The organism is Pseudomonas mangrovi (genome assembly GCF_003052585.1).
GTDB classification, from domain to species: domain Bacteria; phylum Pseudomonadota; class Gammaproteobacteria; order Pseudomonadales; family Pseudomonadaceae; genus Aquipseudomonas; species Aquipseudomonas mangrovi.
Window position 1 is genome coordinate 1 of record NZ_QASN01000022.1, and the last position, 14,446, is coordinate 14,446.

The following is a 14,446-nucleotide window of genomic DNA, read 5'->3' on the forward strand; positions in this document are numbered from 1 at the left end:
CTTGCATGGCATGCAAGAGGTCGACGGTTCGATCCCGTCTAGCTCCACCAATCACTGATGGCATGGCATTCGCCTTGCTGTTCATCGAAGGTTTCGTCCCCTTCGTCTAGTGGCCTAGGACACCGCCCTTTCACGGCGGTAACAGGGGTTCGAGTCCCCTAGGGGACGCCATTTTCGCCCGCGACTTGCGGGTTTCGAGGGCTGCCGAAAGGCGGCCCTTTGTTTTTTCCGCCTTTCCCTTTCCCTCTGCGTTTTGCATGCTGCGGGCACGCTGCGGTCTGCGGTTGGCTGCCACGCTGTCAGGCGGCATCATGTAACGGTCGTGAATCAGAACCGCTTGCCGGTGGTCACAGAGGAAGTTGCCGAGCCAAATGCCGGCGTCCGAACGGCCTGTTGTCGGCCGCAACCACTGGAGTCAGGAAATGCCCGGATCATTGTTTCAGGCCTACCCCGACCGTGACGCCTGCGTCAGGGGTCTGGCAGGTGACCTTCATGCCTGCCTGCAGCGGGCGCTGGCAGCCGATGGTAGGGCAAGGATGCTGATGCCTGGGGGTAGCAGTCCGCAGGCGCTGTTTCCGCTGTTGGCGGCACAGGCGCTGGACTGGGGGCGGGTCGACACCACACCCGGCGACGAGCGCTGGGTTGATCGCGAGGATGAGCGCAGCAACTTCCGCTTGTTGCGCGAAGGCCTTCCGCAGGCCTGCTGTCTTGATCCGCGCCTTGCCGATACCGCAGAAGAGTCGGCAAGGCTATGGGGTGAGCGCATGCGCGAGTGGCTGCCGTTTTCGGTCGTGCTGCTCGGGGTGGGCGGCGACGGCCACTTCGCCTCTCTGTTTCCAGGCATGCCGGGGCTGGATCAGGCGCTTGACCTCCAGGCCGCTCCCGACGCGCTGGTAGGCCATGCGCCGGATGAGCCGCGGCTGCGCATTTCCGCCAATCTGGCGATGCTGCTGGACAGCGACTGGGTCGGACTGCTGGTCTTCGGTGAGGACAAGAAGCGCCTGATCTATGCTGCCCTGGCTCACCAGCAGGCCAGCCTGTCGCAGCCGATCCATGCGCTGCTGCACAACGGGATACGTCCCGTGCACATTCACTGGGCGCCCTGAGCGCCCTGCACCGTGAGAACCGCCATGCTTCACCGCATCGTCGAGAAGGTCACCAGCGACTTGCAGGCGCGCTCGGCGCAGTCGCGCGAGCGCTACCTCGAACGTCTTGCCGACGCACTGGCACGGCCGCCACGCGATCGTCTCAGCTGTTCCAATCTGGCACATACCCTGGCAGCCAAGGACGAGGATGAGCGCGTAATCATCCGCCAGGGCGGCGCGCCGCATATCGCCATCATCTCCAGCTACAACGAGATGCTTTCGGCTCACGCGCCATTCAAGCACTACCCGGATCGTCTCGCCGCGGCACTCGCTCGGCGTGGTGCCACCTGCCAGTTCGCTGCCGGTGTCCCGGCGATGTGCGACGGCATCACCCAGGGCGAAGGCGGCATGCAGCTGTCGCTGTTCTCGCGCGACCTGATCGCCCAGGCCACTGCCATCGGCATGACCCATGCGGTATTCGATGGCGGCCTGTATCTGGGGGTCTGCGACAAGATAGTGCCGGGACTGCTGATAGGAGCCCTGGCGTTCGGTCATCTGCCGGCGGTGTTCGTGCCGGCCGGGCCGATGCATTCCGGCATTCCCAACAAGGAGAAGGCGGCGGTACGCCAGCGCTTTGCGCGGGGCGAGGCCACTCGCGAGGAGCTGCTGGCAATCGAGCAGGCCTCCTACCACGCTCAGGGCACCTGCACCTTCTACGGTACGGCAAACACCAACCAGGTCATGATGGAGGCGATGGGGCTGCATGTCCCCGGCAGCGCCTTCATCAATCCGGACAGCCCGCTGCGCGACGCGCTGACGGAAGAGGCGGCCCGGCTTGTAGCGCGCAACAGCCGGCATGGCGAGCGTCATCTGCCGCTGGGACTGCAGATCGATGCACGTGCGCTCGTCAACGCGGTGGTGATGCTGCTGGCGACGGGTGGTTCGACCAACCATGGTCTGCATCTGCCGGCCATTGCCCGTGCGGCCGGCTTCAAGCTGGTCTGGGAGGATTTCGCCGAGCTTTCCAGGGTCGTGCCGCTCCTGGCGCGGGTCTATCCCAATGGCGCGGCCGACGTGAACCAGTTCCAGGCGGCGGGCGGCCCCGGCTGGGTCATGGGCCAGCTGCTGGACGCCGATCTGTTGCACGCCGATGTGGCGACGGTGGCGGGCGAGGACCTGGCCGACTATGCCCGTGAGCCGTGGCTGGATGGCGATACTCTCGCCTGGCGCTCTCTTCCACGACACAGTGTGGCGCCCGACGTGCTCCGTTCCTGCGCCGAGCCCTTTGCCCCTGAGGGCGGGTTGGCGGTGCTCGAAGGCAATCTTGGCCGAGCGATGATCAAGACCTCGGCGGTGGATCCTGCGTACTGGCGGATTCGCGCACCCGCGAGGGTTTTCGACAGTGAAACCGCGGTGCAGCACGCCTACACGGCTGGCGAGCTGGTCGGTGATCTGGTGCTGGTGGTGCGCTTCCAGGGGCCGCGTGCCAATGGCATGCCCGAGTTGCACAAGCTGATGCCGCTACTGGCCAATCTGCAGCACGCCGGCCAGCGCGTCGCGCTGGTGACCGATGGCCGGCTTTCTGGCGCCTCGGGTCAGGTTCCGGCGGCCCTGCATCTGACGCCGGAAGCGCTTGCCGGCGGTGCGCTGGCACTGTTGCGCGACGGCGACATCATTGAAATCGACGCACAAAACGCCCGTCTGCACGTCGAAGTCGAGGATGCGCAGTGGTGTACGCGCACGCCGGCGACACCGAGCGAGCCACTGGCGGCCGGTTTCGGCCTTGAGCTGTTCGCTGCCCAACGTCTGCTCGCCGGTCCGGCTGATGAAGGCGGCAGCAGCCTGTTTCTGGATCACCCTCACACGGGAGCCACGCCATGACCCTGACGATGGATGAAGTGCTGCAACGAGCCCGGCCAGTGATGCCGGTGCTGGTCATCGACGATCTGAATCTTGCCGTTGATCTGGCGCGGGCACTCCATGCCGGTGGCGTCGAGGTGCTCGAGGTGACCTTGCGTACCGCCTGCGCTTTGAAAGCGGTGGAGGTGATCCGCCGCGACCTGCCCGACCTGTTGGTGGGGGCGGGGACGCTGATTCATGCCGAGCAATTTGCCGAGGCACGTGACGCCGGCGCGCAATTCGCCGTCAGTCCGGGGTTCACCGCGCGCCTGGCCGCCGCTGCCGAACAGTGCGCGATGCCTTATCTGCCTGGCGTCATGACACCCTCGGAGGTGCTGATGGCGCTGGAGCACGGTTATCGTTCGTTGAAGCTGTTCCCGGCCAATGGCTCGACCAGCGTGAAAATGCTCAAGAGTTTCAAGGGCCCGTTCACCGGAATACGTTTCTGCCCCACCGGGGGCGTCACGCCGGACAATCTGCTGAGCTTCCTGCGATTGCCGAATGTGGCGTGCGTCGGAGGTACCTGGATTGCGCCGGAAAGCCTGGTCAAGGCGCGAGCCTGGGACCAGATCACGCAATTGGCGGCTGAGGCACGCTACCTCGCCGCGAGTCTGGAGCACTCTGCATGAAGTGGGATCGTCCCGATCCGTTCACCCTGGACATCAGTGTCCAGAGCGATGATATCGACGGCCTGGGCCACGCCAACAACGCCGTCTACGTCAGCTGGCTGGAGCGCTGCGCCTGGCGTCATTCGCAGCGTCTGGGGCTGGATCTGACGGAGTACCGCCGTCTGGATCGGGCGATGGCCGTGGTGCGCCACGAGATCGACTACCTGGCCAGCGCCTATGAAGACGAGCAACTGGTCATGGGCACCTGGATCGTCGAGTGGGATCGCAAGCTGAAGATGGATCGCTGCTTCCAGCTGATTCGTCCTGCCGACGGCATGACGCTGTTGCGTGCGCGCACTACCTTCGTCTGCATCGAACTGTCCAGCGGTCGTCCGCGACGGATGCCGGCGGAGTTTCTCGACGGTTACGGGCAGGCGGTGCTGGAGCCTGCGGTCGTCTGACAGGGCAGCGCGACGGGGTGCGAAGCGAGTAAGATGCGCGCCCGCCAAATTGTTCGAGATCTTTCGCGTGCAAATTGCTCTGGCCCCGATGGAAGGGCTGGTCGACGAAATAATGCGTGACGTCCTCACGGGCGTAGGCGGTGTCGACTGGTGCGTGACCGAGTTCATCCGCGTCAGCGATCGCCTGCTGCCCGCATCGCAGTTCCGCCGTCTCGCCCCCGAGCTTGCCCAGGGCGCCCGCACGGCCGCCGGCACGCCATTGCGAGTGCAGTTGCTCGGCTCCGATCCTGCCTGCCTTGCCGACAATGCGGCGCGCGCCTGCCGCCTCGGTGCGCCGGTGATCGATCTGAATTTCGGCTGTCCGGCGCGGACCGTGAACAAGTCGCGCGGCGGTGCCGTGCTGCTCAAGGAGCCCGAGCTGCTGCATGCCATCGTCCGCGAGGTACGGCGCACGGTGCCGGCGGCCATCCCGGTGACCGCCAAGATGCGTCTGGGCTTCGAGTCCACCGATCTGGCGCTGGACTGCGCGCGCGCCCTGGCCGAGGCGGGTGCCGGACAGCTGGTGGTGCATGCGCGGACCAAGGCTCAGGGCTACCGCCCGCCCGCGCATTGGGAGTGGGTTGCGCGGGTGCAGGAGGTGGTTGCCGTGCCGGTTTATGCCAACGGCGAGATCTGGAGTGTCGAGGACTGGCGTCGCTGTCGTGAGCTCAGTGGGGTCGAGGACATCATGCTCGGCCGCGGCCTGGTTTCCTGTCCCGATCTGGCGCTGCAGATCGCCGCTGCCCGTCGCGGCGAGGTGCGTCAGCCGGATGGTTGGCGCGAGGTTCTGCCGCTGCTGCTGGAGTTCTGGCGGCAGGCGCGCAACAAGATTGCACCGCGCTACGCGCCAGGCCGGCTCAAGCAATGGCTCGCCCAGCTCAGCCGCAACTATCCGCAGGCCGCTGCGCTTTTCGCCACCTTGCGGCGGGAAACCGACTGCGAACGGATCGATGCACTGCTCGCCCAGCCTGTCGCCCGCTGGGGTGATTTGGCGGCGGCGGGTTCGTAATCAGATGCCGAGCGGCGGCGTGGTAGCGTCGCGTAGCAGGGTGATGAAGGCTTCCAGTGGGATGGGCCGGCTGAACAGATAGCCCTGGTACAGGTGACAGCCCTGTTGCTGCAGGAATTCGAGCTGCTCCTGTTTCTCCACGCCCTCGGCGATCACTTCCAGGCCAAGGCTGCGCGCCATCGCTGCGATGGCACGGATGATCTCTGCGTCGTTGGGATCGCTGGTGGCATCCCGCACGAACGACTGGTCGATCTTCAGAATGTCCACTGGCAGGCGCTTCAGATAGGTCAGTGACGAATAGCCGGTACCGAAGTCATCCATGGCGAAATTGACGCCGATCTTCTTCAGTCGACGCATCTTGCCGATGGTGTCGTCGATGTTCTGGATCACGATGCCTTCGGTGATTTCGAGCTTGAGGGCGGCGGCCGGCAGGCCGCTGGCGGACAGCGAGTGTTCGACATGCTCGATGAACTGAGGATCGCGGAACTGACGTGGGCTGATGTTGACGCAGAGACTGAATTCCCTGCTGACCAGCTTGCGCGCGAACAGTTCGGCACAGGCCGCGCAGGCCTGGCGCAGGACCCAGGCACCGACCTGAACGATCATGCCGCTTTCTTCCAGCACCTGGATGAACTGCGCCGGAGATTGTTCTCCACGCTGGGGGTGCCTCCAGCGCAGCAGGGCTTCTGCGCCGATCACGCTGCTGTCGCGCGCGTCGACCTGCGGCTGGTAGTGCAGTTCGAATTCGCTGCGACTGAGCGCCTGACGCAGGTCGCTTTCCAGTCGCAGCCTGTCGCTGGCGGCCTGTTGCATATCGCTGCGAAACATCTTCAGCGCGTTGCGACCGGAGTCCTTGGCCCGGTACAGCGCAATGTCGGCGCGCTTGAGCAGGTCGGCAGGGTCGCTGCCATGATCGGGAATCAGCGCGATGCCCATGCTGGGGGTGACCTGCAGCCGGTGACCGTCGAAGGTCATGGGCTCGGCAAGCAGGTTACGCAGCTTGTCGGCGATCTGACGGACCTGGCGGGTGACCTCCGAGCGTTTGCCCTCAAGGCCGGACAGCAGCACCACGAACTCGTCCCCGCCCAGGCGGGCGACCGTGTCTTCCTGGCGCACGCTGGCCTCCAGGCGGGCGGTAACCATCTTCAGCACGGCGTCGCCGACCGGGTGGCCGAGGGAGTCGTTGATGTGCTTGAAGTGGTCCAGATCGAGAAACAGCAGGGCACCGCGCAGGTCGTGACGCTTGAGCAGGGCGATCTGCTGGGTCAGGCGGTCCATCAGCAGTGCGCGGTTGGGCAGGTTGGTCAGCGAGTCGTGATAGGCCAGGTGCTGGATCTGCGCCTGGGCCTGCTTGAGTGCGGTGACATCGCGTCCGGTCAGCAGCAGGCAGGGCTTGTCGTCGAGGTCGATCGGCTCGACCGATACTTCGACCACTTTCTCGTTGCCGAAACGGTCACGTCCGGGCACCTCCAGATGGTGGATGAAACCGTCACGCTCCAGCTGGGCCGCCAGCCGCTCCCGTTGATCGGGCAGGGCCCACAGCTGCAGGTCCTCGACGTTCTTGCCGTAGGCCTCCTCCGGCGTGTAGCCGGTGAGGCGGGTAAAGCCTTCGTTGACTTCGAGGTACTTGCCGCTGGCGCGGTCGGTAATGGTGATGGCGTCCGGGCTTGAATGAAACGCCTTGGCGAACTTCTCCTGGCTGGCCTTAAGGGCGGCCTCGGCGCGCTGGCGCTCGGTGATGTCGCGGAAGGTCGAGGTGATGCACATTTGCCGGTTGATGCGCAGGAAGCGACTGGAAACCTGGCAGGTGAGCACGCGGCCGTCGCGGGTGCGGAACTGCGCTTCCTCGTTGTTCAACGCCTTTTCCGCCATCAGCCTCTCGAACAGGCGACGACGGTGGTCGGGGTCGACCCAGAAGTTCACCTCCGGGGCGCTGCGACCGACGATCTGCTCGGGACTCCAGCCAAAGGTCTCGCTGAAGCTCGGATTGACCTCGGTGAACACGCCATCGCGGATGCGCGAGACCGAAATCGGGTCCGGACTGGCCTGAAACAGTGCGGAGAATTTTTCCTCGGAGGCCCTGACATGCTGCTCGCGAAGTACCCGCTCGGTGATGTCCACGACGATGCCAGCCATGCGCAAGGGCTTTCCGTGTTCGTCGCGGTAGAGCTTGGCCGTGCTTTCCAGGTAAAGCTTGCGTTCACCGATGTAGGTTCGGTAGGTCACCTCGTAGCGCTGGCTGCGGCCCTCGGCGAGTTCCCGGTAGGCTCGGCGTAACGCCAGACGATCATCCATGGGGACGTTGGCGAAGAAGTCCTTGAAATGCCCCTGAAAGGCGCCGCCGGCCAGTTCGCTCAGGCCGTGCAGGCGTGCGGAGCGCTCCGAGCCGTAGAGGGTGCCGCTGGGAATGTTCCATTCCCAGGTGCCCAGGTCGACCGAATCCAGGGCCAGCGCCAGGCGTTCCTGGCTGTCGCGCAGGGCCTGCTCGCGCGCCAGATCCTCGGTGATGTCGCGAGCGGTCAGGACCAGGCAGCGGACCCCGTCCAGATCGACGGTGCCGCCGGTCATTACATTGGTGGTGATGTTGCCGTCGCGCCCGCGAAAGCGCAGGCGAATCGGTGCCAGGGTGCCGTTCTCGTCCATTGCGTCGAGCATGCGCCGGCGGTCATCAGGGTCGACCCACAGCCCCAGGTCGACAGAAGTACGGCCGAGGGCTTCGGCGGCGCTCCAGCCGGTCTTGCGGGTAAAGGTATCGTTTACCTCGACATAGCGACCCGACTCCATTTCGGTAATGACGATGGTATCGGCAGAGCTGTGAAAGGCCTTGGCGAACTTGCTCTCGCTGGTGCGCAACGCGGCTTCGGAGCGCTTCTGTTCGGTGGTGTCGAGAAAGGTGCAGAGCAGGCAGGGCTGCTCGTCCAGATCCATGTACTGGGCGCTGAGCACACCATGCAGGATGCGCTCGTCACGGGTGCGCAGCTGCACTTCGACATTCACCGGCTCCGGACTGGCCAGGGCGCGGGCGCGCACTTCGTCGCGCTGCTGAGTGTTCACCCAGAGCTTGAGCTCTGCGGTCGATCGCCCGATCGCCTGCTCGGCGCTCCAGCCGAACACTTGCTGGAAATTCTGGTTGGCCTCGAGGATCACCGCGTCGCTGAAGCGAACCAGCACCACGACGTTGGGGCTCATGTGAAACAGGCTGGAAAAACGCTGCTGCGAGTTGGTCAGGGCTTCTGCGCGTTCGCGGCGGCGGGTGATGTCACGGACCACTCCCATCAGCAGGGGACCCTGCTCGGACTGCTGCACGGTGCCGCGAAGTTCCAGCCAGTGCAGGCTGCCATCGGGCCAGCGCACCCGGTGCCGAAGGGGGGCAAGCGGCGCCTGGCCTGTTATCGCCGCCTCCAGTTGTTCGCGAATGCGGTCACGATCGAGTTCGTGGATCAGCTCGAGATAGTTGCGCGGCTGCTCGGAGGCTGCATCCGGGTCTCGGCCGAACAGAACGCTGGTGCCCCTGGACCAGTGCGCTTCGCCCGTCTTGAGGTTCCACGCCCAGGCGCCCAGCCCGGCGGCATTCATTACCGCGATTAGACGCGGCGCGTCCTGCCAGGAAGCCTCGATCTCCCGAGGGTCGAGCGGCGGCAGAAACGGAACCGAGGTGGGGGCTTTGGGCGGTTTGGGCATCGCGGTGTCGTTCTACCTGCGCTGACTGACTACTGCGCCGGCTACATCGGCTGGGCGCGTTTTTGTTGCGGTTCACGTTAGCCTCTGCCGCTGCCGCTAGGCAAGGTCGGCGTTTGCCTCCAGCAGCGCCATGAAGGCGCGCGTTGCATTGGAAAGGGTTCGCTCGGTGTGGACGATGTAACCGAGCTGGCGAGTCAGCTGGATGCCGGGCAGTTTCAGCGCCGCTACCTGGCCATCGAGCATGGTGCGCGGCAGTACGCTCCACGCAAGACCGATGGAGACCATCATCTTGATGGTTTCCAGGTAGTTGGTGCTCATGCTGATGTTGGGCGTCAGCCGACGTGCCTCGAACAGATCCTTGACGATGTGGTGGGTGAAGGTGTTTTCCCCGGGGAACACCGCCGGCTGGCCGGCGACATCCTCGAGGCGGGCGCGCTGCAGCTGCGCCAGCGGGTGTTCCGGGGCGGCGACGAAGTCCAGGGGGTCATTCCAGATTGCGGTGGCCCTGACCGGCGCCCGGGTCTGCGGCGCCAGGGTAATGACCGCCAGCTCCGCGCGCCCATGCAGAACTTCTTCGTAGGCTACTTCCGAGTCTAGGAAATGGATATCCAGGGAAACCTGCGGATGTGCGCGGGTGAATTCGCGCAGCAGTGGTGGCAGGCGGTGCAGGCCGATGTGGTGGCTGGTAGCCAAGGTCAGGCGGCCGCTGATCTCGCCGGAAAGGTTGCTCAGGGCACGACGCGTGTCGTCGAGCACATTGAGTATCTGGTAGGCGCGCGGCAGCAATGCTCGGCCGGCCTCGGTCAGGCTCACCTCGCGGCCGAGACGGTCGAACAGCCGGATGCCCAGTTGCTGCTCGAGCCCGGCGATGCGCTTGCTGATCGCAGGCTGAGTCAGGTGCAGACGCTCGCCGGCCTCGGAGAAGCTGCCGCATTCGGCGATGGCTATGAAGGTGTCGAGGTTGGCGATGTCCATCGAGTGTTTCTGCAGTTGCGTCGATGTCGGGATTGTATTCCTTAAGGGAATGCTTTGAATAAAAAATATGAATTTGAGTTATCCGTCAGGAATCCCTAGCATCCTCCCCACAAGCAGCAGGGTTACTCCCGCAGCTGCAGGCAGAGAACCTGATGAGGATTGTTCAATGGCCGGCAAGACGCTCTATGACAAGCTCTGGGAAATGCATGAGGTGAAGCGTCGCGACGATGGTTCGTCGCTGATCTACATCGACCGCCACATTCTCCACGAGGTGACCTCGCCCCAGGCCTTCGAAGGGCTGCGTCTTGCCGGGCGCAAGCCGTGGCGCATCGACGCCAACATCGCCACCCCGGACCACAACGTGCCCACCACCCGCGCCGAGCGCCAGGGCGGGCTTGAGGCCATCGCCGATGAAGTGTCGCGTATCCAGGTCCAGACCCTGGACGAGAACTGCGACGATTTCGGCATTCTCGAATTCAAGATGAACGACGTGCGCCAGGGTATCGTCCATGTGGTCGGTCCGGAGCAGGGCGCCACTCTGCCGGGCATGACCGTGGTCTGCGGTGATTCGCACACCTCGACCCACGGCGCCTTCGGTGCGCTGGCGCACGGCATCGGCACCTCCGAGGTCGAGCACGTGCTGGCTACCCAGTGCCTGGTGGCGAAGAAGATGAAGAACATGCAGGTGCGCGTCGAGGGGCAGTTGCCTTTTGGCGTCACCGCCAAGGATATCGTCCTGGCCGTGATCGGCAGGATCGGCACCGCCGGCGGCAATGGCCACGCCCTGGAGTTTGCCGGCAGCGCCATTCGCGAGCTGTCGCTGGAGGGGCGCATGACCATCTGCAACATGTCGATCGAGGCGGGCGCCCGCGTCGGCCTGGTGGCCGTCGACGAGAAGACCATCGCCTACGTCAAGGATCGTCCCTTCGCACCCAAGGGCGGCGACTGGGACAAGGCTGTGGCGCAATGGCAGGGGCTGGTGTCCGACGCCGACGCCGTATTCGATACGGTGGTCGAGTTGCGCGCCGAAGACATCAAGCCGCAGGTGTCCTGGGGTACCTCGCCGGAAATGGTCCTGGCGGTTGATCAGAATGTCCCCGACCCGGCCCGCGAGAGCGATCCGGTGAAGAAGGACTCGATCATCCGTGCGCTCAAGTACATGGGGTTGGCCGCCAACCAGCCGATCACCGACATTCGTCTGGATCGGGTCTTCATCGGTTCCTGCACCAACTCGCGGATCGAGGACCTGCGCGCCGCCGCCGAGGTGGCCAAGGGACGCAAGGTAGCTGCCACCGTCAAACAGGCGCTGGTGGTGCCGGGCTCCGGCCTGGTCAAGGCGCAGGCCGAGAAGGAAGGATTGGACAGGATCTTCATCGAGGCCGGTTTCGAGTGGCGCGAGCCGGGCTGCTCCATGTGCCTGGCGATGAATCCGGACAAGCTGGGCAGTGGCGAGCATTGCGCGTCTACCTCCAACCGCAACTTCGAAGGCCGCCAGGGTGCGGGTGGGCGTACCCACCTGGTCAGTCCGGCGATGGCCGCCGCCGCGGCGGTGACCGGCCATTTCATCGATGTGCGCGAACTGATCCAGTCCTGAGGAGATTCCGATGCGAGCCTTTACCCAACACACTGGCCTGGTCTGTCCGCTGGATCGCGCCAACGTCGATACCGACCAGATCATCCCCAAGCAGTTTCTGAAGTCGATCAAGCGCAGCGGTTTCGGCCCCAACCTGTTCGATGAGTGGCGCTATCTGGATGTCGGGCAGCCGAACCAGGATTGCTCCAATCGTCCGCTGAACAAGGATTTCGTGCTGAATTTCCCGCGGTATCAGGGCGCCAGCGTGCTGCTCGCGCGGGAGAACTTCGGCTGTGGCTCCTCCCGCGAGCACGCACCATGGGCATTGGACGAGTACGGCTTTCGCGCCATCATCGCGCCGAGCTTTGCCGACATCTTCTTCAACAACAGCTTCAAGAACGGTCTGCTGCCGATCGTGCTCGCCGAGACTGAGGTCGATGCGCTGTTCGAGCAGGCCGAGGCCTGTGAGGGTTATCAATTGACGGTGGACCTGGCGGCGCAGACCGTCACGCGTCCGGACGGCGTGCAGTACGGCTTCGACATCGATGCGTTCCGCAAGCACTGCCTGCTCAACGGGCTGGACGACATCGGCCTGACCCTGCAGGACCAGGATGCGATCCGCGCCTTCGAGGCAAAGCACCGGCAGAGCAGCCCCTGGCTGTTCGGCGCGATCAAGTAAATGGAGGGCGGGTTAGGCGTAGCCGTAACCCGCCGAAAAGAGGCACGGCGACGAAATGTCGGGTCTTGCTGAACAAGTGAGGAATGCAATGAGCAAGCAGATTCTGGTTCTCCCCGGTGACGGCATTGGCCCGGAAATCATGGCCGAGGCGGTCAAGGTGCTGAATCTGGCCAACGACAAGTTCAATCTGGGCTTCGAGCTGAGCTTCGATGATCTCGGTGGCGCGGCTATTGATCGCTACGGCGTGCCGCTGGCTGACGAGACGCTGGCGCGCGCCCGTGCGGCCGATGCCGTGTTGCTCGGTGCGGTCGGCGGGCCGAAGTGGGACACCATCGACCCGGCCATACGTCCCGAGCGCGGCCTGCTGAAGATCCGTTCGCAACTGGGCCTGTTCGGCAACCTGCGTCCGGCCATCCTCTATCCGCAGCTGGCTGAAGCGTCCAGCCTCAAGCCTGAAGTGGTCGCCGGCCTGGATATCCTGATCGTGCGCGAACTGACCGGTGGTATCTACTTCGGCCAGCCGCGCGAGAGCAAGGTGCTGGAAAACGGCGAACGCATGGCCTACGACACCTTGCCGTACAGCGAAAGCGAAATCCGCCGTATCGCCAAGGTCGGCTTCGACATGGCCCGCGTGCGCAACGGCAAGCTGTGCTCGGTGGACAAGGCCAACGTGCTGGCTTCCAGTCAGCTGTGGCGCGCAGTGGTCGAGGAAGTCGCCAAGGACTACCCGGACGTCGAGCTGTCGCACATGTACGTCGACAATGCGGCTATGCAGCTGGTGCGTGCGCCCAAGCAGTTCGACGTGATCGTCACCGACAACATGTTCGGCGACATCCTCTCCGATGAAGCCTCCATGCTCACCGGTTCCATCGGCATGCTGCCGTCGGCCTCGCTGGATGCACACAACAAGGGCATGTACGAGCCGTGCCATGGCAGTGCGCCGGATATCGCCGGTCAAGGCATTGCCAACCCCCTGGCGACCATCCTGTCGGTCTCGATGATGCTGCGTTACAGCTTTGCTCAGGTGGCGGCTGCCGACGCTATCGAACAGGCGGTCAGCCTGGTGCTCGATCAGGGGTTGCGCACCGGCGACATCCATTCAGCAGGAACCACGCGAGTGGGAACACGCGAGATGGGCGACGCGGTAGTCGAGGCGTTGCGTAATCTGTAATCTGTCCGGCCCGTCATGCCTGGCGGCCGCTTTCTTCTCTGGGGTGCAGTGGTTATGAAACGAGTAGGTCTGATCGGTTGGCGCGGTATGGTCGGCTCCGTTCTCATGCAGCGGATGCTGGAAGAGCGGGACTTCGACCTGATCGAGCCGGTGTTCTTCACCACCTCCAATGTCGGGGGCGAGGGTCCCGCCATCGGCAAGGACACCGCTGCACTGAAAGACGCCTACAGCATCGAAGAGCTCAAGGGGCTCGACGTGATCCTTACCTGTCAGGGTGGCGACTACACCAGCGAAGTCTTCCCCAAGCTGCGCGAAGCCGGCTGGCAGGGTTACTGGATCGATGCTGCATCCAGTCTGCGCATGGCCGACGACTCGGTGATCGTGCTCGATCCGGTCAATCGCAAGGTCATCGACCAGTCGCTGGATGCCGGCGCCCGCAACTACATCGGCGGCAACTGCACGGTCAGCCTGATGCTGATGGCGCTGGGCGGTCTGTTCGAGGCGGGTCTGGTCGAGTGGATGAGCGCCATGACCTATCAGGCGGCCAGTGGTGCAGGGGCGCAGAACATGCGCGAGCTGATCCGTCAGATGGGCGCGATCAACGCGTCGGTGGCCGATGATCTGGCCAATCCGGCCAGTGCCATCCTGGACATCGATCGCAAGGTCGCTGAAGCCATGCGCGGCGAGAGCTTTCCCACTGATCAGTTCGGCGTGCCCCTGGCCGGCAGCCTGATTCCCTGGATCGACAAGGAACTGCCGAACGGCCAGAGCCGCGAAGAGTGGAAAGGCCAGGCTGAAACCAACAAGATTCTCGGCCGCTTCAAGAACCCGATTCCGGTCGATGGCATCTGCGTGCGCATCGGCGCGATGCGTTGCCATAGCCAGGCACTGACCATCAAGCTGAACAAGGATGTCCCGCTGACGGACATCGAGGGACTGATCAGCCAGCACAATCCCTGGGTCAAGCTGGTGCCAAACCAGCGCGACGTGAGCATGCGCGAGCTGAGCCCGACCGCGGTGACCGGCACGCTCGGTGTGCCCGTTGGTCGGTTGCGCAAGCTCAACATGGGAACTCAGTACCTGGGTGCGTTCACCGTCGGTGATCAGCTTCTCTGGGGTGCTGCCGAACCGCTGCGGCGGATGCTGCGTATTCTGCTGGAGCGTTGAAAGGCTTTGCCGGGGGAGTACGGCGGGTTTGCTCGCCCGGCAGCTGCTTTATCGCAGGTGGGGTTCGAAATTGTGGATTGTGTCTGATAACGCGGTGAA

11 protein-coding genes and 1 tRNA gene are annotated in these 14,446 nt (G+C 64.3%); 10 read left to right on the top strand and 2 right to left on the bottom strand.

Going from position 1 to position 14,446, the window contains the following annotated elements:
- Positions 1 to 95 precede the first annotated feature (95 nt).
- The 6 genes from DBO85_RS18140 to DBO85_RS18165 all read left to right on the top strand — a co-directional run bounded on the left by DBO85_RS18140 (position 96) and on the right by DBO85_RS18165 (position 5,101).
- A tRNA-Glu gene (locus DBO85_RS18140) sits at positions 96 to 171 on the top strand.
- Positions 172 to 422: 251 nt separating this feature from the next.
- Positions 423 to 1,106 carry a 6-phosphogluconolactonase gene (locus DBO85_RS18145; protein WP_158268909.1) on the top strand — a complete coding sequence of 228 codons (684 nt, stop codon included), beginning with the start codon at positions 423 to 425 and terminating at the stop codon, positions 1,104 to 1,106.
- Between the two features lie 24 nt (positions 1,107 to 1,130).
- On the top strand, positions 1,131 to 2,966 hold the full coding sequence (gene edd / locus DBO85_RS18150; RefSeq protein WP_108109109.1) for a phosphogluconate dehydratase: 1,836 nt from the start codon (positions 1,131 to 1,133) through the stop codon (positions 2,964 to 2,966).
- Entirely contained in the window at positions 2,963 to 3,613 is a 651-nt protein-coding gene (locus DBO85_RS18155) for a bifunctional 4-hydroxy-2-oxoglutarate aldolase/2-dehydro-3-deoxy-phosphogluconate aldolase (protein WP_108109111.1), read from the top strand. Before edd ends, DBO85_RS18155 begins: the two co-directional genes overlap by 4 nt.
- The gene (locus DBO85_RS18160; protein ID WP_108109113.1) at positions 3,610 to 4,053 is read left to right on the top strand and encodes an acyl-CoA thioesterase; all 444 of its coding nucleotides are present in this window, start codon (positions 3,610 to 3,612) and stop codon (positions 4,051 to 4,053) included. The genes DBO85_RS18155 and DBO85_RS18160 overlap by 4 nt, the downstream gene beginning before the upstream one ends.
- A 67-nt stretch (positions 4,054 to 4,120) precedes the next feature.
- The gene (locus tag DBO85_RS18165) at positions 4,121 to 5,101 is read left to right on the top strand and encodes a tRNA dihydrouridine synthase (protein WP_108109374.1); all 981 of its coding nucleotides are present in this window, start codon (positions 4,121 to 4,123) and stop codon (positions 5,099 to 5,101) included.
- Here the strand turns inward: DBO85_RS18165 and DBO85_RS18170 are convergent, their stop codons facing one another.
- On the bottom strand, positions 5,102 to 8,782 hold the full coding sequence (locus DBO85_RS18170; RefSeq protein ID WP_108109115.1) for a PAS domain S-box protein: 3,681 nt from the start codon (positions 8,780 to 8,782) through the stop codon (positions 5,102 to 5,104).
- A 96-nt stretch (positions 8,783 to 8,878) separates the two neighbouring features.
- Entirely contained in the window at positions 8,879 to 9,757 is an 879-nt protein-coding gene (locus DBO85_RS18175; protein WP_108109117.1) for a LysR family transcriptional regulator, read from the bottom strand.
- 166 nt (positions 9,758 to 9,923) lie between these two features.
- Between DBO85_RS18175 and leuC the strand changes: the two genes are divergently transcribed.
- From leuC to asd, 4 genes are all read left to right on the top strand, one after another.
- Complete coding sequence (leuC, locus tag DBO85_RS18180; protein WP_108109119.1) at positions 9,924 to 11,351, top strand: 3-isopropylmalate dehydratase large subunit; 1,428 nt, start codon at positions 9,924 to 9,926, stop codon at positions 11,349 to 11,351.
- Positions 11,352 to 11,361: 10 nt separating this feature from the next.
- Positions 11,362 to 12,009, top strand: a complete 648-nt coding sequence (leuD, locus tag DBO85_RS18185) for a 3-isopropylmalate dehydratase small subunit (RefSeq protein WP_108109121.1) — start codon at positions 11,362 to 11,364, stop codon at positions 12,007 to 12,009.
- An 88-nt stretch (positions 12,010 to 12,097) separates the two neighbouring features.
- Positions 12,098 to 13,180, top strand: a complete 1,083-nt coding sequence (gene leuB, locus DBO85_RS18190) for a 3-isopropylmalate dehydrogenase (protein ID WP_108109123.1) — start codon at positions 12,098 to 12,100, stop codon at positions 13,178 to 13,180.
- Positions 13,181 to 13,234: 54 nt separating this feature from the next.
- Entirely contained in the window at positions 13,235 to 14,347 is a 1,113-nt protein-coding gene (gene asd, locus DBO85_RS18195; RefSeq protein ID WP_108109124.1) for an aspartate-semialdehyde dehydrogenase, read from the top strand.
- The last annotated feature ends 99 nt before the right edge of the window (positions 14,348 to 14,446 follow it).